Origin of the sequence: Streptomyces broussonetiae (assembly GCF_009796285.1) — a bacterium.
GTDB lineage: Bacteria > Actinomycetota > Actinomycetes > Streptomycetales > Streptomycetaceae > Streptomyces > Streptomyces broussonetiae.
On record NZ_CP047020.1, the window covers coordinates 6606029 to 6624503 of the forward strand.

16 protein-coding genes and 1 pseudogene are annotated in these 18475 nt (G+C 72.0%); 13 read left to right on the plus strand and 4 right to left on the minus strand.

From position 1 onward, the window contains the following. Positions 1-204 precede the first annotated feature (204 nt). Complete coding sequence (locus tag GQF42_RS30605) at positions 205-1980, plus strand: DAK2 domain-containing protein (protein WP_158930773.1); 1776 nt, start codon at positions 205-207, stop codon at positions 1978-1980. Between the two features lie 42 nt (positions 1981-2022). Here GQF42_RS30605 and GQF42_RS30610 read toward each other — a convergent pair whose 3' ends face one another. Together GQF42_RS30610 and GQF42_RS30615 are read right to left on the minus strand one after the other, a co-directional pair. Then, on the minus strand, positions 2023-5088 hold the full coding sequence (locus tag GQF42_RS30610; RefSeq protein ID WP_158925215.1) for a tetratricopeptide repeat protein: 3066 nt from the start codon (positions 5086-5088) through the stop codon (positions 2023-2025). After that, positions 5088-6929: an HSP90 family protein gene (locus GQF42_RS30615; protein ID WP_158925217.1), complete on the minus strand. Its 1842-nt coding sequence runs from the start codon at positions 6927-6929 to the stop codon at positions 5088-5090. The genes GQF42_RS30610 and GQF42_RS30615 overlap by 1 nt, the downstream gene beginning before the upstream one ends. Before the next feature lie 224 nt (positions 6930-7153). On the opposite strand from GQF42_RS30615, the gene recG reads away from it, so the two are divergent. The 8 genes and pseudogenes from recG to mutM all read left to right on the plus strand — a co-directional run bounded on the left by recG (position 7154) and on the right by mutM (position 14460). Next, positions 7154-9379 (plus strand): ATP-dependent DNA helicase RecG, encoded by a 2226-nt coding sequence (gene recG / locus GQF42_RS30620; RefSeq protein WP_158925219.1) that lies wholly within the window; start codon positions 7154-7156, stop codon positions 9377-9379. Positions 9380-9456: 77 nt separating this feature from the next. Further along, positions 9457-10047: pseudogene (gene rsmD, locus GQF42_RS30625) on the plus strand (16S rRNA (guanine(966)-N(2))-methyltransferase RsmD); the annotation flags it as partial. 26 nt (positions 10048-10073) lie between these two features. Beyond that, the gene (gene coaD / locus GQF42_RS30630) at positions 10074-10553 is read left to right on the plus strand and encodes a pantetheine-phosphate adenylyltransferase (protein ID WP_199273112.1); all 480 of its coding nucleotides are present in this window, start codon (positions 10074-10076) and stop codon (positions 10551-10553) included. A 57-nt stretch (positions 10554-10610) separates the two neighbouring features. Next, a complete protein-coding gene (locus GQF42_RS30635; RefSeq protein WP_158925225.1) occupies positions 10611-11699 on the plus strand; it encodes an ATP synthase F0 subunit B in 1089 nt (362 codons plus the stop codon). Between the two features lie 151 nt (positions 11700-11850). Further along, positions 11851-12504 (plus strand): YceD family protein, encoded by a 654-nt coding sequence (locus tag GQF42_RS30640; RefSeq protein WP_158925227.1) that lies wholly within the window; start codon positions 11851-11853, stop codon positions 12502-12504. A 2-nt stretch (positions 12505-12506) separates the two neighbouring features. Continuing rightward, on the plus strand, positions 12507-12680 hold the full coding sequence (rpmF, locus tag GQF42_RS30645) for a 50S ribosomal protein L32 (RefSeq protein WP_003951102.1): 174 nt from the start codon (positions 12507-12509) through the stop codon (positions 12678-12680). Positions 12681-12699: 19 nt separating this feature from the next. Next, positions 12700-13503 (plus strand): ribonuclease III, encoded by an 804-nt coding sequence (gene rnc / locus GQF42_RS30650; protein ID WP_158930775.1) that lies wholly within the window; start codon positions 12700-12702, stop codon positions 13501-13503. 96 nt (positions 13504-13599) lie between these two features. Continuing rightward, on the plus strand, positions 13600-14460 hold the full coding sequence (gene mutM / locus GQF42_RS30655; protein WP_158925229.1) for a bifunctional DNA-formamidopyrimidine glycosylase/DNA-(apurinic or apyrimidinic site) lyase: 861 nt from the start codon (positions 13600-13602) through the stop codon (positions 14458-14460). Here mutM and GQF42_RS30660 read toward each other — a convergent pair. Next, positions 14433-14828, minus strand: a complete 396-nt coding sequence (locus GQF42_RS30660; RefSeq protein ID WP_158925231.1) for a winged helix-turn-helix transcriptional regulator — start codon at positions 14826-14828, stop codon at positions 14433-14435. The genes mutM and GQF42_RS30660 overlap by 28 nt on opposite strands. A 127-nt stretch (positions 14829-14955) precedes the next feature. Between GQF42_RS30660 and GQF42_RS30665 the strand changes: the two genes are divergently transcribed. Continuing rightward, a complete protein-coding gene (locus GQF42_RS30665; RefSeq protein WP_158925233.1) occupies positions 14956-15540 on the plus strand; it encodes a flavodoxin family protein in 585 nt (194 codons plus the stop codon). A gap of 52 nt (positions 15541-15592) precedes the next feature. Beyond that, complete coding sequence (locus GQF42_RS30670) at positions 15593-16072, plus strand: GNAT family N-acetyltransferase (RefSeq protein WP_158925235.1); 480 nt, start codon at positions 15593-15595, stop codon at positions 16070-16072. A gap of 10 nt (positions 16073-16082) precedes the next feature. Here GQF42_RS30670 and GQF42_RS30675 read toward each other — a convergent pair whose 3' ends face one another. Next, positions 16083-17315: a CAP domain-containing protein gene (locus GQF42_RS30675; protein WP_158925237.1), complete on the minus strand. Its 1233-nt coding sequence runs from the start codon at positions 17313-17315 to the stop codon at positions 16083-16085. Positions 17316-17500: 185 nt separating this feature from the next. On the opposite strand from GQF42_RS30675, the gene GQF42_RS30680 reads away from it, so the two are divergent. Next, the gene (locus tag GQF42_RS30680; RefSeq protein ID WP_158925239.1) at positions 17501-17782 is read left to right on the plus strand and encodes an acylphosphatase; all 282 of its coding nucleotides are present in this window, start codon (positions 17501-17503) and stop codon (positions 17780-17782) included. Between the two features lie 382 nt (positions 17783-18164). After that, a complete protein-coding gene (locus GQF42_RS30685; RefSeq protein WP_023546484.1) occupies positions 18165-18368 on the plus strand; it encodes a hypothetical protein in 204 nt (67 codons plus the stop codon). Positions 18369-18475 lie beyond the last annotated feature (107 nt).

Genomic DNA, 18475 nt, shown 5'->3' on the forward strand with positions numbered 1-18475 from the left:
GAGATCCTAAGACCTGAGATCTTGAGTGGCGGTGCCAGGGGAATGGCCCGATGTGGATCGGGCAACCGGAGCAGCATACAACGACTGCGTCCGTGCAACGAAACTACCATGGCAGCTCAGGGCCCCGCTCCCGGCCCTCTTCCGGTGGCCACCCGTTCGGGGTCTACGCTGCGTCCCACGTACGGCCGGCTCAGGGAGGCGCAGGTGGCGCAGGTGCCGCAGACATTCTTCGATGCTCTCGCGGTGCGCACCTGGTGCGGTCTGGCGCTCGGCGCACTGGGGCGGGCCCGCGAGGAGATCGACGCGATCAACGTCTATCCGGTGGCCGACGGGGACACCGGCACGAATCTCTACCTGACCCTGGAATCGGCGGCGACGGCCGTGGAGGCCGTGTTCGCCGGGTACGGGACCGGCTCCGCCGAGCCGTCCCTCGCGGACGCCGTGCACGCGATGGCCCACGGGGCGCTCATCGGGGCCCGGGGCAATTCCGGCACCATCCTCGCGCAGCTGCTGCGCGGCATGGCTCAGGTGCTCTCACAGGAGGGCGGGGCCTCTCGCGTCGACGGGTCCGGGCTGCGGCTGGCCCTGCGGCAGGCCGCCGACTCCGCCCGCGAGGCCGTGGCCCACCCCGTCGAGGGCACGGTGCTGACGGTCGCCTCGGCCGCGGCCGACGCCGCCGAGGGGGCCGAGGGCGACTGCGGGGCGGTCGCGCGGGCGGCCTACGACGGCGCCTGTGCGGCCCTGGCGGCGACTCCGGACCAGCTGGAGGTGCTGGGCAGGGCCGGGGTGGTCGACGCCGGCGGACGCGGCCTCGTGGCGGTGCTGGGGGCCCTGGTGGAGGCGTTCACCGGCGAAGCCGTACGGGAGGCGGTCCGGGAGAACCCGAGGGCCTCGGGCGGTGTGCTCGAGGGGCACACGCGTGCAGAGACCGTTCTTGAAGGGCACGCGCGTGCGGAGACCGTTTCCCGACGTCCGAAGGCCGTTTCCGGACTTCAGGCGCACGCGCGCGTGGGGGCTGCTTCCGGCACCGGTCCGTGCGTTGACGCGGCCGGCACCGACGGGCCCGCCTACGAGGTGATCTACCTCCTGGAGGCCGACGACACGGCCGTGCACCGGCTCAGGGGACGGCTCGACGCCCTTGGTGACTCCCTGGTCGTCGGCGGCGGCGACGGGCTGTGGAACGTCCATGTGCACGTCGACGACGCAGGTGCCGCCGTGGAGGCGGGCGTCGAGGCCGGGCGGCCGTACCGGATCCGGATCACGCACTTCGGGCTCGGGGACGTGCACACCGGGCGCGGGCGGCCACCGCGCGAGCGCGTCCAGCGGGCCGTCGTCGCCGTCGTGCCCGGGGAGGGCCTCGCCGGGCTGTACGCCGAGGCCGGTGCCACCGCCGTCCTCGCGCGCCCCGGAGAGCCGCCCGCCAGCGGGGAGCTGGTGCAGGCCCTGCGGCGCGCCCACGCGCGCGAGGTCGTCCTGCTGCCGAACGACGCCGACCTGCGCCACACGGCCGCCGCGGCGGCCGAGCAGGCCCGTACCGAGGGCATCCGCGTGGCCCTGATCCCGACCCGCTCGGCGGTCCAGGGCATCGCGGCGCTCGCCGTGCACGAGCCCGAGCGCCGGTTCGACGAGGACGTGGTCCAGATGACCTCGGCGGCGGGTGCCACCCGGTACGCCGAGGTCGTCGTCGCCGAGCACGAGTCCTGGACGACGGCCGGCATCTGCCAGGCCGGGGACGTCCTCGGGCTGATCGACGGCGACGTGGCGGTGATCGGCCCCGATGTCACCGCCACCGCCGTCACCGTCCTGGACCGCATGCTCCAGGCCGGCGGCGAACTGGTCACCCTCGTCGTCGGCGACGAGGCCCCCGGGACCGTCGCCGAGCACCTGGAGGCCCAGGTACGGGAGTCCTACCTCGCCGTGGACACGGTGGTGTACCGGGGCGGCCGGCAGGGCGCGCTGCTGCTCATCGGCGTCGAATGAACGGCAGGCGGTGAGCGCCGGGGGAGCGGGCGAGCGCGGGCCTCACTGGTCCGGCTCGAGCATCTGGGCGGCCTCCGCCCGCCGCTGCCGTACGGTCTCGTCCTCGTCGCCCGCGTCCTCGTAGGCCGCGAGCACGGCACGCGCGCGTGCGGCCGCCTCGGCGGGCCGGCCCAGGTCGGCCTCCAGCCAGCCCGCGGCGAGTTCGGCACCGGTACGGCTGTGCAGCCCGTCCGCGCCCAGCGAGCCGAACAGCGCGACCGCCCGCTCCATCCGGACCAACGCCGCCTCGAACGCGGCCTGGATCACACCGTCCTCGGCCTCCTCGGTCGCCGAGCGGGCCAGCAGATCGCCGAACTGACGGTGGGTGGCGCCCAGTTCGGCCGTGAGCTGCTCCCGGGCCACCGGGTCCGCCGCGGCCTGAAGGGCGCTCTCGCAGGTGTGCACCGCCTGCACCATCAGCTCGCGTGCGCCCTCCGTGCCGGACTCCCCGCGCAGCGCCAGCCACGCGCGTGCGCGCAAGGAGCGGACGAGGAAGTGCGGGTTGCCCAGCGACCGCCACAACTCGCCCGCGCGCGCGTAGGCCTGCTCCGCCTCGGCCGGCAGACCGGCGTGGCCCAGGGACTCGGCGGCGAGGTGGGCGAGCGTGGCGTGGTCCTGCTGCTCGGGCCAGTGCCGGGCGATCTCGGCGGCCTGCAGCCTGCGCTCGGCCGCCGCCCGGTGATCGTCCAGCTCGCTCAGGCAGTCGCCGAGCCACCACAGCGCCTGGACGACGGCCCCGTCGCCGTGCGTCCGGGCGGACAGATCGGCAAGGGCCGACTCCAGCACCTCCGCGGCCTCCGCGCAGCGGCCCTGGCGCAGCAGGAAGCCGCCCAGCTGCTGGCGCGCCCAAGCGCCCAGCGTGCCGCTCTCGCCCGCCTCGTCGGCCCAGTGCGCGGCCTGCAGCGCGTGCTCGGCGGCCTCGACGGACTCACCCCGGCCGCCGATCACCTCGGCCAGCTGCAGATGCAGCTGGGCCCGCCCGACCGGCTCCACGTACGGCCCGCCGTGCTCCACGGCACGGCGCAGGGCCCGCTCGGCCCCGGCCAGGTCACCGGCCTGCTGGGCCAGGGCCGCGACCTGCACCTCGTACTCCACGGCGAACCACGCGAGTCCCGCGTCCACGTAGTCGCAGGCTGCCCGTCGGAACAGCTCCGCGGCCTGCCCGGCGTCCCCGCGCAGCCCCGCCAGCTCCGCGAGCATCGCCCGCGCCTCCGCGGCCCGGGCCGCCAGCCGCACATCGTCCGCACACCGTCCGTCGACGAGGGCGAGCACCTCACGCACGGCCCGCTCGGCCGCCGCCGACCGAGCCGCGGAGTCCGCCGCGGCCGGGCCCGAACCGTGCCACGCCGGCTCGCCGGGCTCCCACGGCCCGGGCACTGCCCCGTCCGGGACCGGCCCGGCCTCTCCTCGCCCGGCCGCCGCCCGATCCGGCCCCGCACCTTCCGGTACGGTCCCGTCGGGCGCGGGACGGTCGAGCACCGCCCCGTCGTGCACCCGGCGCATCAGGACGCGGGCCCGGCTCATCACCACCGAGGCCGTCTGCCGCACTCCGGTGCCCTCGTCGGCATACAGGGCGAGGATCTCGTCGTACAGGCCCGTGACCGTGGTCAGAGCGGTGTCCACCTCGCCCGTCAGCGCGCGGACGTACGCCCCGCGCGCGCGTGCCGCCAGTGCCTCGCCGGGGTCGCCCGCCTGCGCGTACAGCACCGCGGCCCGTTCGAACAGCTCGATGCCCTCGGGGCCGCGGGCCATCGCCTCGTGGTCGGTGATCTCCGCGCGGTCGCGCGGCTCCAGCTCCGCGCCCTGCGCGGCCTGTGCCACCGCCGCCCACGCCTGCAGTGCATGCGGCTGCAGCGTCTGCGACAGCCGTCGTGCCTCGGCGAGCAGAGCGGCGAGGTCCGTGGCGGCGCAGGCCGCGGGCGCGGGTGGCGGGGCCGCCGGTGCCGGTGCCGTGCGCACCGTGCGCACGCCCAGCGGCAGGCGGCCGACCAGCGGTCGCTGGGCCATGCGCGCGCGTGCCCGCTCGCCGACGTACGAGGTGCCGTTGCGCCGGTCGAACCGCTCGGCCAGCTCGAGTGTCTGCGCGCGCGCGTGGACGGCGAGTTCGCCCGCCGTCCAGCTCCGCCCGGCCGGCCCCGGCACCTGCCGGCCGTCGAGGCCCAGCTCGGTCAGCCGGTCCATCAGCAGGGTCACCACGGCCATGAAGTCGAGCCGGCTGCACGGATGCCCGGTGTCCGTGAAGTACGCCGGCCGCTCGGCGAGCAGCTCCAGACCGCGGGCCTCGTTGCCGGTCAGCGCGCAGAACTCCACATGGTCGGCGTACGCGCTACGCATGCTCTCCATGGTCCGCACCAGCCGGAAGCCGCGCAGATGGTTCGCGCGGGCCTCGTCCACCCGCTCCAGGCGCAGCAGCGGGGCCAGCGAGGACGCCAGCACGGTGTGCGGTTCGTGCGCGCAGGCGAACTCGCCCTCCAGTACCGGCTGCCACAGCTCGAGCGCCTGCGCGTCCCGGCCGAGCGTGACCTGCCAGTCGCCCTGCCCGTGCAGCTCGCACGCGTGGCAGTCGGCCATCTCGTCCCGGTCGGCGGCCAGCCAGGCGGCGTACGCCCGCTCCGCGCGCGCGTGGTCGCCGATGTGCGCGGCCACGCTGAACTCCGCGCTGCGCACGGCACGTTCGGAGTGCCCGGCGAGCCGGTAGCGGTGCGCCATCTCGGCGAGCCACTTCTCGATCGAGGCGAGCGGGACGTGCGGCTGGTCCAGCATGCCCGCCGACATCCACTTGAAGACCCAGTGCAGCGAGTGCGCCTCGTACGCGTCGAAGTTTTCGGGCCGTTCGTCCCACATGCGCAGCAGCCGCGCGAACGGGACGAACATCTTGTCCTTCTCGGAGCTGTAGTTGTAGACCTTGAGCTGGTGCCCGAGCGCCTCGATCACGGCGGGCGGGACGTCCAGCCGTTCGGCGTCGGCGAGCAGTTGCTCCGCGCGCGCGTTGCGGGCGGGCCCCTCCGGCTGCTCGGAGTTCTCCGCCATCGCCCGGCGCAGTGCGTCGAAGTCCGTGATGTCACCCATCAGCGACCGTTCTCCCCCTGCGTGGACTCGCCGTGTGTGGCCCACTCCAGCAGGCCGATGAACGCCCGGTTGAGCAGCGCCGAGTCGGCCGGCCCGATCGGGCGCTGCGCCATCAGCAGAGCCTGCCCGTACAGCGACTCGGTGGCCGTGCCGATCAGCTCCGGGTCCGCCAGCGAACCGATCCTGCGGACCAGCGGGTTGAGGTGGTTGAGCACCAGACGCGCGCGCGGGGCGCTGCCGCGCAGCGAGCCCAGGATGCCCGCCCACAGGTCGTCCGCCCGCTCCTCGGCCGCCGCGCGCGCCTGCTCGTGCCGGGCCGCCCGGTCGTCCAGGTGCAGGGCGGGGACCGACAGCGGGTGGAAGGCCCGCAGGACGACGTCACAGCCCAGCGGGTCCAGCTTCGCCCGCGCGGCCGCCAGGAAGCCCGACAGCGCCAGTTCCTCGGCCGGGTCCACCGCGTCCAGGTGCGCGGTCACGGTGTCCGCGTCCAGCTCGGCGACCGGTGTCCCCGGCCGCACCGACGGCAGCGCCTCGACCAGCTCGCTGTCGTAGGTGTAGCCGCCGTTGACCACGCCGATGCCCTGCGCGGACGCGATCGGCGCGACCTGCCGGTACTCCTCGACGGTCCGCGTGAAGTGCACCACCGCGTGGCGCTGCGCGAACTCCTCCAGGGACAGCTGTCCGTCGGTCGTCTCGAACGGCAGCCAGGGCAGCATCGTGCGCAGCATCTCGCCGTCGTGCCGGGCGAGGGACTTCACGCCCAGATGGTGCACGGCGAGGAAGGCCCGCAGCCGCTCCGGGTCACCGGCGGCGAGCCCGGTCAGCCAGGACCGGATCCTCGTCCCCAGGGCGTCCCGTACGGCGGCGAGTGTCTCGTCCTCGTACAGCGACTCGCGCGAGGCCGTCGGCCGCAGGCTGTCGGTGTCCAGCACGCAGCGGACGAAGAACGCCCAGTCGGGGAGCAGTTGTTCGGCCCGCTCGGTCAGCAGCATGCCCTTGAGATGCACCCGGTGCCCCGCCCGCTGCGCCGGGCTCACGGCGGAGGGCAGCACGTACGCCACCCCGCGGATCCCGGCGAGCGGCACGTCCAGGTCGATCGAGTCCAGCGGCGCGAACCCGAACAGCTCCTGGCAGTGCCGGGCCAGCGCCACCCTTCTGCTCGCGGGGCTCGGATACGGCCGGTCCCAGGGCGCGGGCAGATCGGTGACCGGCTCCGCGCCCACCCGGACGTCGTAGGGAAGCAGCGAGCCGAAGTCCCGGGCCAGGGCCAGGACCCGCTCGGGCGCGAGCCACTCGGCGGTGCCCGGGCGCGCGGTCAGGTACACGGTGGTGCCCGGTTCGGGCCGCGCCGAGCCGTCCAGCGTGCGCACGGTGTACGACCCGTCCTCGCGCGCCGTCCACTCGACCGGCGGTGCCGCGGGCGTACGGGCACTGCGGCTGACCACGCGGATCCGGTCGGCCACGACGAAGCAGGCGAGCAGGCCGATGCCGAACTGGCCGAGGAAGCCGGCCCGGGCCTCGCGCAGGCCTTCGGCCCGCTTGGAGCTGCGCCCGATGGTGGCCAGCAGTTCGTGCACGTCCGACTCGGTGAGCCCGATGCCGCTGTCCTCGACGCGCAGCCCGCCGTCCGACGCGTACAGCCGGACCAGCGCCGGAGCGTCCGGCTCCGCGGCCCGCCGGGCGGTGACGGCGTCGACGGCGTTCTGCAGCAGCTCGCGCAGATACACCTTGGGACTGGAGTAGAGGTGATGGGAGAGCAGGTCCACCAGGCCACGCAGGTCGACCTGGAAAGTGTGGGGTGGATGGGGTGACTGGGATGCCTGGGAGGTCTGGGAGTCCATCGTCACTGCGCCGGAGGGGGGAGCGCGTGCGGCGCGGGGTCGGGCGGTCCCGGATGGGGCGGTGACCGCAAAGGATGGCCGGAGCGCGCCATCCTAGGGCCGGATCAGCCCACCTGACCAGGGGTTTCCCGGATCTTGACGACACCGCGGGACGAATCCGCAGGGCAGCGCGTACGCCGTCCGTGCCGGGCGGCGCTACGGCATTGTCAGTGCTGTGGTGTGCAATGGATCTCGTGCCCGCACTGGAAGAACCACTGAAGCAATCCTTGAAGTCAGTGCTCGGCCCCGCCACCGCGAAGGTGATGGCCGAGCACCTCGGCCTGCACACCGTCGGCGACCTCCTGCACCACTACCCGCGCAGATACGAGGAGCGCGGCCAGCTCACCCACCTCGCCGACCTCCCCATGGACGAGCACGTCACGGTGGTCGCCCAGGTCGCCGACGCCCGCCTGCACAGCTTCGCCTCCGCCAAGGCCCCGCGCGGCAAGGGTCAGCGCCTCGAGGTCACGATCACCGACGGCAGCGGCCGGCTCCAGCTGGTCTTCTTCGGCAACGGCGTCCACAAGCCCCACAAGGAGCTGCTGCCGGGCACGCGCGCGATGTTCGCCGGCAAGGTCTCCGTCTTCAACCGCCGCCTCCAACTCGCCCACCCGGCCTACGAGCTGCTGCGAGGTGACGGCGAGGAGAGCGTCGAGGCCTGGGCCGGCGCCCTGATCCCCATCTACCCGGCCACCGCCAAGCTGGAGTCCTGGAAGATCGGCAAGGCGGTCCAGACGGTGCTGCCCACCGCCCAGGAAGCCCTCGACCCGCTGCCGCCCGCCCTGCGCGAGGGCCGCGGCCTGGTCCCGCTCCCCGAGGCCCTGCTCAAGATCCACCGCCCGCACACCAAGGCCGACATCGCCGACGCCCGCGCCCGCCTGAAGTGGGACGAGGCCTTCGTCCTCCAGGTGGCCCTGGCCCGCCGCCGGCACGCGGACGCCCAACTCCCGGCCGTCCCGCGCAGGCCTAAGGCCGACGGCCTCCTCGCCGCCTTCGACGACCGCCTGCCCTTCACCCTCACCGAGGGCCAGCAGAAGGTCTCCCAGGAGATCTTCGCCGACCTCGCCACGGAACACCCGATGCACCGGCTGCTGCAAGGCGAGGTCGGCAGTGGGAAGACGATGGTGGCCCTGCGCGCCATGCTCGCCGTGGTCGACGCGGGCGGCCAGGCGGTCATGCTCGCCCCCACCGAGGTCCTGGCCCAGCAGCACCACCGCTCGATCACCGAGATGATGGGCGAGCTGGCCGAGGGAGGCATGCTGGGCGGGGCCGAGCAGGCCACCAAGGTCGTCGCGCTCACCGGCTCCATGGGCGCCGCCGCCCGCCGCCAGGCCCTGCTGGACCTGGTCACCGGCGAGGCCGGAATCGTCATCGGCACCCATGCGCTCATCGAGGACAAGGTCCAGTTCCACGACCTCGGCCTGGTCGTCGTCGACGAACAGCACCGCTTCGGCGTCGAACAGCGCGACGCCCTGCGCGGCAAGAGCAAACAACCCCCGCACCTCCTCGTCATGACGGCCACCCCCATCCCGCGCACGGTCGCGATGACGGTCTTCGGCGACCTGGAGACCTCGGTCCTCGACCAGCTCCCGGCCGGCCGCTCACCCATCGCGAGCCATGTCGTCCCGGCCGCCGACAAGCCCCACTTCCTCGCCCGTGCCTGGGACCGGATCCGTGAGGAGGTGGCTAACGGCCACCAGGCGTACGTCGTCTGCCCCCGCATCGGGGACGACCTCGACGACGCCGACGCGAAAAAGGCCGGCAAGAAGAAGTCCCCCGAGGACGAGGCCGAGAAGCGCCCGCCCCTCGCGGTCCTGGAGGTGGCCGACCAGCTGGACAAGGGCCCCCTGCGAGGCCTCCGGGTCGAGGTGCTGCACGGCCGTATGCACCCCGACGACAAGGACACGGTGATGCGCCGCTTCGCGGCCGGCGAGACGGACGTCCTGGTCGCCACCACCGTGATCGAGGTGGGCGTCAACGTCCCCAACGCCACGGCCATGGTGATCATGGACGCGGACCGCTTCGGCGTCTCCCAGCTCCACCAGCTCCGCGGCCGTGTCGGCCGCGGCTCGGCCCCCGGCCTGTGCCTCCTGGTCACCGAGATGCCCGAGGCCGCCGCGGCCCGTCAGCGCCTGAACGCGGTCGCCTCCACCCTCGACGGCTTCGAACTCTCCCGCATCGACCTCGAGCAACGCCGCGAGGGCGACGTCCTCGGCCAGGCCCAGTCCGGTGCCCGCACCAGCCTGCGCGTCCTGGCGGTCATCGAGGACGAGGAGGTCATCGCGGAGGCGAGGGAGGAGGCGACGGCGGTGGTGACGGCGGATCCGGAGCTGGAGCAGCTCCCGGGGCTGCGCACGGCTTTGGACGCCCTCCTGGACGAGGAGAGGGAGCAGTACCTGGAAAAGGGATGACGTGACCCCACCCAGGGGCGCGGGGAACTGCGCGACCAGCCACACTAGGACGGAACGCACCCCACGACCAAGGACCGAAGATGACCCGCGTGATCGCCGGCGCAGCCGGCGGACGTCGCCTCGCGGTGCCGCCGGGCACCGGCACCCGCCCCACCTCCGACCGTGCACGCGAAGGTCTCTTCTCCACCTGGCAGTCGCTGTGGGGCGGGCCCCTGGACGGCGAGCGGGTCCTCGACCTCTACGCCGGCTCGGGCGCCGTGGGCCTGGAGGCCCTCTCCCGGGGCGCGGGCCACACTCTCCTGGTCGAAGCCGACCCGCGTGCGGCGAGGACCGTCCGCGAGAACGTGAAGAACCTCGGCCTCCCCGGCGCCGAAGTGCGGGCAGGCAAAGCGGAACAAGTCATCAGAACCGCACCACCCGGCGAGCCGTACGACCTCGTCTTCCTCGACCCCCCGTACGCCGTCACGGACGACGATCTTCGCGAGATTCTGCTCACACTCCGCTCGGAGGGCTGGCTCGCCGAAGAAGCCCTCGTCACCGTGGAGCGCAGCACCAGAGGCGGTGAATTCCGCTGGCCCGACGGCTTCGTACCACTGAGGTCCCGTCGCTACGGCGAGGGAACGTTTTGGTACGGTCGCGCCGCCTCTACGTGCGAAGACGCACGATGACCGGACCGGAGAGCGAGGGATCACAAGTGCGCCGCGCCGTCTGTCCCGGGTCGTTCGACCCGATCACCAACGGACATCTCGACATCATTGCCCGCGCCTCCCGTCTGTACGACGAGGTCTATGTCGCGGTGATGATCAACAAGTCCAAGAAGGGCATGTTCGAGATCGAGGAGCGGATCGAGCTGATCCGCGAGGTCACCGCCGACTACGCCAACGTCCGGGTCGAGGCCTTCCACGGCCTCCTCGTCGACTTCTGCAAGCAGCGCGACATCCCCGCCATCGTCAAGGGCCTGCGTGCGGTCAGCGACTTCGACTACGAGCTGCAGATGGCCCAGATGAACATCGGCCTCACCGGCGTCGAGACGCTCTTCGTGCCCACCAACCCCACCTACAGCTTCCTCTCCTCCTCGCTGGTGAAGGAGGTCGCCGCCTGGGGCGGCGACGTCTCCCACCTGGTGCCCGCCCCGGTGCTCGAGGCCCTGAACAAGCGCCTGCGCAAGGACTGATGGGACTACAGTCGTCCCGTCCGTCTCCAACCCGGCTGTAGAGAGTGGCGAGCACAGGTGGACGTGCAGAAGAAGCTCGACGAGATCGTGTCCGCGGTCGCCGGCGCCCGGGCCATGCCCATGTCGGCGTCGTGCGTGATCAACCGCGCCGAGCTGCTCGCGATGCTGGAAGAGGTGCGCCAGGCCCTGCCCGGTTCCCTCGCGCAGGCGCAGGAGCTGATCGGCGGCCGTGAGCAGATGGTCGAGCAGGCCCGGCAGGAGGCCGAGCGGATCATCGAGACCGCGCACGTCGAGCGCGGCTCGCTGATCTCCGACACCGAGATCGCCCGCCGCTCCCAGAGCGAGGCCGACCGGATCCTCGCCGAGGCCCGCCAGGAGGCCGAGGAGGTCCGCGCCGAGGCCGACGACTACGTCGACTCCAAGCTCGCCAACTTCGAGGTCGTCCTCACCAAGACCCTCGGCTCGGTCGGCCGCGGCCGCGAGAAGCTGCTCGGCACCGGCCCCGGCCTGGACGAGAACGGCTACGAGGACGAGGACGCCCCCGAGCGCAGCCACGATCCGGAGACCCTGCGCCACACGGCCGACCAGTACGTCGACGCCAAGCTGGGTGCCTTCGAAGCGGTCCTCGCCAAGACCCTGGAGGCGGTCGGGCGCGGCCGGCAGAAGCTGCACGGCCGGATCGCCACGGACGACCTCGGCGCCCTCGCCGACGACACCACGACCTTCCAGCACTCCAGCGACGCCGACTACCTCGCCGACCTCGCGGCTCTCGCCGAGCAGGACGCCCCGGCCGAACGCCCGGACCGGTCGGCGCAGCCGCAACAGCCGCAGCAGCCGCAGCCGTCGTACGAGCCGCAGCCCGCCTACGGCTACCAGCAGCAGCCGGACCCGTACGCGGGCTTCCCGCAGCAGCAGGGCTACGGCGGCCAGCAGGACGCCTACGGCTACCAGCAGGCCGACCCCTACGCCGCCTACCAGGGCTCCTACGACCCCCAGCAGGGCGGCTACGACCCGCAGCAGGCGCACCAGCAGTCCCACCAGCACCAGGTGCACCAGGATTACGCCCTCGACGAGACCAGCCTCTTCGACACCGGCATGATCAGCGCGGAGCAGCTGAGGGCGTACGAACAGGGCCGGGGTCTGTAGCGGGCGGGGGACACCGCCCTGCGACCACCGGATTGGGCCGAGAGCGAAAGGTCCAGTATCCTGGCTCTTCGGTCGCGCGTATACCCGCGGTCACCGCTGCCCGGAACACCGACGGGCGGCGTCCCTCCGAGTTCAAAGATCGAAAGCAGGAATGGCTCCCAACGCCCGCCTCGACCACCGCAATCCTCTCGTGTTCGACACACACGAGCTGGGGCGGCGTCCTGGCGCGCTGCAGCGCCTGACCCGCACGATCGACGCTCCCGTGGATCTCGGCATCCAGGGGGTCATCGGAGTGCCGGAGGGCGCGCCGGTGGAGCTGGAGCTCCGGCTCGAGTCGGTCATGGAAGGGGTGCTCGTCACAGGCACCGCCCGTGCACAGGCCGAGGGGGAGTGCGTAAGGTGTCTGGAGCCGGTCGAGCTGGAGCTCGAAGCGGACTTCCAGGAACTGTTCTCGTACCCTGACGCCGACGACCGGGGCCGCGTGATCGCGGAACCGGGCGACGACGCCGAGGACGACGAGGACAGGTTCTTCCTCGAGGACGGACTTTTCGACCTCGAACCTCTGCTGCGCGATGCGGTGGTGCTCGCACTGCCGATGCAGCCGGTGTGCCAGGAAAGCTGCCCGGGTCTGTGCTCCGAGTGCGGAGCGCGGCTCGCGGACGACCAGGACCACCACCACGACGCCGTCGACATCCGTTGGGCGGCTTTGCAGGGACTCGCCGGTTCACTCGAAGACGGCGAGAAGGACGAGATGAGCGGCGGCGCGCCTCAGTCAGCACGCGCCGACGAGAAGCAGGAGAAGTAGCCGTGGCTGTTCCGAAGCGGAAGATGTCGCGCAGCAACACGCGCCACCGCCGGTCGCAGTGGAAGGCTGCGGTCCCCACCCTGGTTGCGTGCGAGCGCTGCCACGAGCCCAAGCAGCAGCACATCGCGTGCCCGTCTTGCGGCACTTACAACAAGCGCCAGGTCCTCGAGGTCTGAGCGGCTGGTGAGAGGCACTGTGTCCACGCCGAAGAAGAACTCTGCGGACAACCAGGCCTCGTCCCACACGCTTCTGGAAGGGCGGCTCGGCTATCAGCTCGAGTCCGCCCTTCTGGTGCGCGCGCTGACCCACCGTTCCTACGCGTACGAGAACGGCGGTCTGCCGACGAACGAGCGGCTGGAGTTCCTCGGGGACTCCGTGCTCGGCCTCGTCGTCACGGACACGCTGTACCGCACCCACCCCGACCTGCCCGAAGGCCAGCTGGCCAAGCTGCGGGCCGCGGTGGTCAACTCGCGTGCGCTGGCGGAGGTCGGCCGTGGCCTTGACCTGGGCTCCTTCATCCGGCTCGGCCGTGGTGAAGAGGGCACAGGAGGCCGGGACAAGGCGTCCATCCTCGCCGACACCCTGGAAGCGGTGATCGGTGCGGTCTATCTCGACCAGGGCCTCGACGCGGCGTCCGAGCTGGTGCACCGGCTCTTCGACCCGCTGATCGAGAAGTCCTCCAACCTCGGTGCCGGCCTGGACTGGAAGACCAGTCTCCAGGAGCTGACCGCGATCGAGGGGCTCGGCGTGCCCGAGTACCTGGTCACGGAGACCGGCCCCGACCACGAGAAGACCTTCACTGCTGCCGCCCGCGTCGGAGGCGTCTCGTACGGCACCGGCACCGGCCGCAGCAAGAAGGAGGCGGAGCAGCAGGCCGCCGAGTCCGCCTGGCGGTCCATCCGGGCTGCGGCGGACGAGCGCGCCAAGGCGGCGAAGGCCGCCAAGGAAGCAGACGAGGCCGCCGCCGCCGACGGCGAGGCGTCGTCCGCGCCCGCCTGACCCACAGCAGTACCGAGCGCCCGCCCCGCCACCGACGACGGGGCGGGCGCTCGGCTCGTCCACCGCTGTGTACGACCACTCCGTACGGGGGTTTCGATGCCCGAGTTGCCCGAGGTCGAGGTCGTCCGGCGCGGCCTGGCACGCTGGGTCGCCCATCGCACCGTCGCCGAGGTCGAGGTGCTGCACCCGCGCGCCGTACGCCGGCACATCGCGGGCGCCGAAGACTTCGCGCACCGCCTCAAGGGACATCACATCGGCACCCCCAGCCGCCGCGGCAAGTACCTGTGGCTGCCGCTGGAGGAGACGAACCAGTCCGTCCTCGCCCACCTCGGCATGAGCGGCCAGCTGCTGGTGCAGCCGCACGAGGCGCCGGACGAGAAGCACCTGCGCATCCGCGTGCGGTTCGCCGACTCCCTCGGCACCGAACTGCGCTTCGTCGACCAGCGCACCTTCGGCGGGCTGTCGTTGCACGACAACACCCCCGACGGCCTGCCCGACGTCATCGCGCACATCGCCCGCGACCCCCTCGACCCGCTGTTCGACGACGAGGCCTTCCACCAGGCGCTGCGCCGCAAGCGCAGCACCATCAAGCGGGCCCTGCTGGACCAGTCGCTGATCAGCGGGGTCGGCAACATCTACGCGGACGAGGCGCTGTGGCGCGCCCGCATCCACTACGAGCGCCCGACGGCGAACTTCACCCGCCCGGTCACGGCCGAACTCCTCGGCCACGTCCGGGACGTGATGAACGCCGCCCTCGCCGTCGGCGGCACCAGCTTCGACAGCCTGTACGTCAACGTCAACGGCGAGTCGGGCTACTTCGACCGGTCCCTGGACGCGTACGGCCGCGAGGGCGAGCCCTGCAGGCGGTGCGGTACGCCGATGCGCCGCCGTCCCTGGATGAACCGGTCCAGCTACTTCTGCCCCAAGTGTCAGAGGGCGCCGCGCGTCTCGTCGTAACGCGCGCGTGCCGCCAGCACGTCGTCCATCGCTCCCTCCACGCAGTGGATGAGCGACAGCAGGCGCTCGGCGACCTGGCGGCCCAGGGGGGTCAGGTCGTAGTCCACGCGCGGCGGGTTCGTCGGCTGTGCCTCGCGGTGCACGAGGCCGTCGCGCTCCAGCGCGTGCAGCGTCTGGGACAGCATCTTCTCGCTCACCCCGTCGACCCGGCGGCGCAGCTCGTTGAAGCGCAGCGACCCCTCGTACAGCGCGCCGAGCGTCAGCCCGCCCCAGCGGCCCGTGACGTGCTCCAGCGTTCCGCGCGACGGGCAGGCCTTGGCGAAGACGTCGTAGGCGAGGTTGTCGAGGTCCTGGGTGGTGGCGGTCATGACCGCAAGGGTACGCCGACGCAGCGCTAACCGCGAGGTTGCACTAACCAAAAGTTAGTGCTTACCTGTGGTCAGTGCTTTTGAGCTGCCCACTCGCCTTCCGGGCTGTCCGATCGAGGAGTCTGTTGTGTCCACCCCTGTCGTTTCCATCGCCTACCACTCCGGCTTCGGCCACACCGCCGTCCTGGCCGAGGCCGTCCGTGCCGGTGCCGCCGACGCGGGCGCCGAGGTGCACCTGATCAAGGTCGACGAGATCACCGACGAGCAGTGGGAGACGCTGGACCGCTCCGACGCGATCGTCTTCGGCTCGCCCACCTACATGGGCACTGCCTCCGGTGCCTTCCACGTCTTCGCCGAGGGCACCGCGGGCCGCTGGTACACCCGCGCCTGGCAGGACAAGCTGGCCGCCGGTTTCACCAACTCGGCCTCCAAGAGCGGCGACAAGCTGCACACGCTGCAGTTCTTCCAGACGCTCGCCGCCCAGCACGGCATGACCTGGGTCAACCTGGGCCTGCTCCCCGGCTGGAACGCCAGCACCGCCTCCGAGAACGACCTCAACCGCCTCGGCTTCTTCTCCGGCGCCGCCGCGCAGAGCAACAACGACCAGGGCCCCGAGGGTGTCCACAAGGCGGACATCGCCACTGCCGAGCACCTGGGCCGCCGGGTGACGGAGACGGCGCTGGTCCTCGTCCGTGGCCGGGCCGCGGCCTGAAGCCGGTGAAAAGCGGGGGACTCGGGCATGCCGGACTGTGTACGGTCCCGGTATGCCCGAGCTGCACCTGCTCCGCACGGACCACGCCCCCGCACTCCTCGCCTTCGAACGGGAGAACCGGGCGTACTTCGCCGCGTCGATCCCGGACCGGGGCGAGGAGTACTTCACCCGCTTCGAGGAGCGGCTGCACGCCCTGCTCGCCGAGCAGGCGGCGGGCGTCGGCTTCTTCCACGTGGTGACGGGCGCCGACGGCGAGCTGCTCGGGCGGGTCAACCTCACCGAGGTGGCGGACGGCGGTGCCGACCTCGGCTACCGCATCGCCGAGCGTGCCGCCGGCCGGGGGCTGGCCACCTGGGCCGTACAGGAGCTGTGCACACGCGCCGCCGAGCAGTACGGGCTGAGCGTCCTCAGGGCCGCCACCACCCTCGACAACGCGGCCTCGCAGGCCGTGCTCGCCCGTACCGGCTTCGTCGTCGTCGGCAGTACACGGCTCAGCGGCCGCCCAGGACTGACCTACCGGCGCGGCCTGTGAGCGCCGAGCGTCAGTAGCCGAAGTCCTGCGTCCACCAAGGACCGCCCTGGCCGAGGTGGACGCCGACGCCGAGGGTCTTGAAGTCGCAGTTCAGGATGTTGGCCTTGTGGCCGGGGCTGTTCATCCAGGCCTGCATCACGGCCGCCGCGTCCGCCTGGCCGCGGGCTATGTTCTCGCCGCCGAGGTTGGTGATGCCGGCCGCGTCCGCCCGGTCCCACGGCGACCTGCCGTCGGGGTCGGTGTGGTCGAAGAAGCCCCGCGCGGCCATGTCGTTGCTGAAGGCCTCGGCCAGCTTGGTCAGCGAGGAGTTCGCCGACAGCGCGCTGCATCCGACCTTCGCCCGCTCCTCGTTGACGAGCTTGAGCACCTCCGCCTCGGCGGCGGCCTGCGCCGACACTGTCATCGGCGCGGCGGCCGGTGCCTTGGCCGCCGTACGCGACGGGGTGCTCCGCGGCTTCGACGCGGTGACCGTCGGCGTCGGCTGCGGGGACGTCTGCGACGCGGTGGGCGTCGGGGAGGCCGACACGGAGGCGGACGCGGAGGGACTCGAGGACTGCGGGTCGCCGGAGGCCGGGCCGGCTGCGGAGGTGCCCTCGGGGCTGTCGGCGCTGCCCGTCGTACCGCCCTGCTCGGTCGCCGTGTTGCTCGGCGAGTCCGCCACCTGCACCTGCTCGCTACCGGTGGTGTCCGTGCCGCCGCCGAGCCTGTAGTGCTCCAGGCCCGGCACCACACCCGTGGCCACCGCGGTCGTGCCGAGCGCGACCGCGGCGGTCACCCCGAGCAGGCCCGCGCGCACCGGGCGCACAACCTTCTTGCGGCGCTGGCGTCGGCGCCTCGGCGAGTCACCGCCCGGCGCGAACCCGCCGGCGGAGCCCGTGCCGTCGTCGGCCGCGAACAGATAGGCATGGGCCTTGGCGTTCGCGTCGGCGTAGGCCTGCGGGTTCAGATACGGGGCGATGCCCCGGGGCACCCGGTCACCCCTGTACAGCTCGAGCGCGTAGGGGTCCCGCGCGTACGAGTCCTCGGCGTACGAGTCCCGCGCATACGCGTCCTGGGCGTACGGGTCACCCCTGTACAGCTCCGGCAGATACGGGTCCCGCGCATACGGCTCCCGTGCATACGGGTCCCGTGCGTATGAGTCCTGCGGGTACGAGGTGTGCGGGCCGTTGCTCCCGACGGAGGATCCGTTCGTGGGTGTGGCCTCGCCGGCGCGGCCCTTGGCGGAGCGTCGGTGCCGTCCCATGTCCTTGCCCTCTTCCTCACGCTCGCGGTCTGACCCGGAGCATGCGTGTGGCGAGTGACTCCCCCCGGCCAACCCGACTCACTCGATCGAGTGAGTTTCATATGAGATTCATTGGGTCGGGACGGTACCCCATGCCACTGGGGCGCGGCGTGTCCGGAGCGACATCGGCCGGTTAGGTTGCACCCATGAGCGAGGATGTACGACTGGTCGCCTGGGTGCGCGGACGTGTGCAAGGTGTGGGTTTTCGGTGGTTCACACGTGCCAAGGCGCTGGAGATCGGGGGCCTGAGTGGTTTTGCTCTCAATTTGGCCGACGGCCGCGTCCAGGTGGTCGCGGAGGGGCCGCGCGAGGGCTGCGAAGGGCTGCTCGGATGGCTCCAGGGCAGCGACACGCCCGGGCGCGTGGAGGGCGTGACCGAGATCTGGGACACACCACGCGGCGGCTACGACGGCTTCGCCATCCGCTGAGCCGGACCGGACGCAGCCGTACGACCGGCGCGCGGCGGGCCGCCGGGGGTGTGGGCGTACGGCAGAAATGGCCTGGTGGTTGCCAAGAACTGTCCGGCGTGGCAGGCTCCGCTGATACATCTGATCGTCACGCCCCGAGGCACCGGAAGAGTCGCAACGCCGCCGATTTCCCGGCCGCGTGCCCCCGGTTCGCCCGCCAATACGGGGCGTGATCGTGTTGACCGTCAAACTTTTTGGTGAGACGCTGAAAGCCCCGCGCACCTTAGCTGTTTGGCATGAAGCAACAGCAGAGCAACACCCGGATGTGCCAAGCACCGCGGGTGCGAATCCCTCACGACCCACACCGCATCGGTCGGTCACTCAGTGTGGAGGACCATCCATCATGGCAAAGGCGCTTCTCGGTTACGTCGGCGGCTCCGACCCTCGACTCCTCGCCGAGATGCGACGGCTGCAGCAGCGTGTCCAGGACCTGGAGTCCGAGCTGGTCAGGATCCAGGCGGAAAACGACGCGCTGACGGCTGCCGCCTCTCAGGACAGGATCATGGAGAGCATCGACGCACACCAGGCGGAGCCTGCGCTCACCTGATCATTGCATTGCTCCACGACAGCAGTCGCAGCGATCGGGCTGCCGTAATCAACCGCTCAGTTGATCGGACGGCTGAAACCCAGTCGTCAGAGTTGCAAGGGACGCTT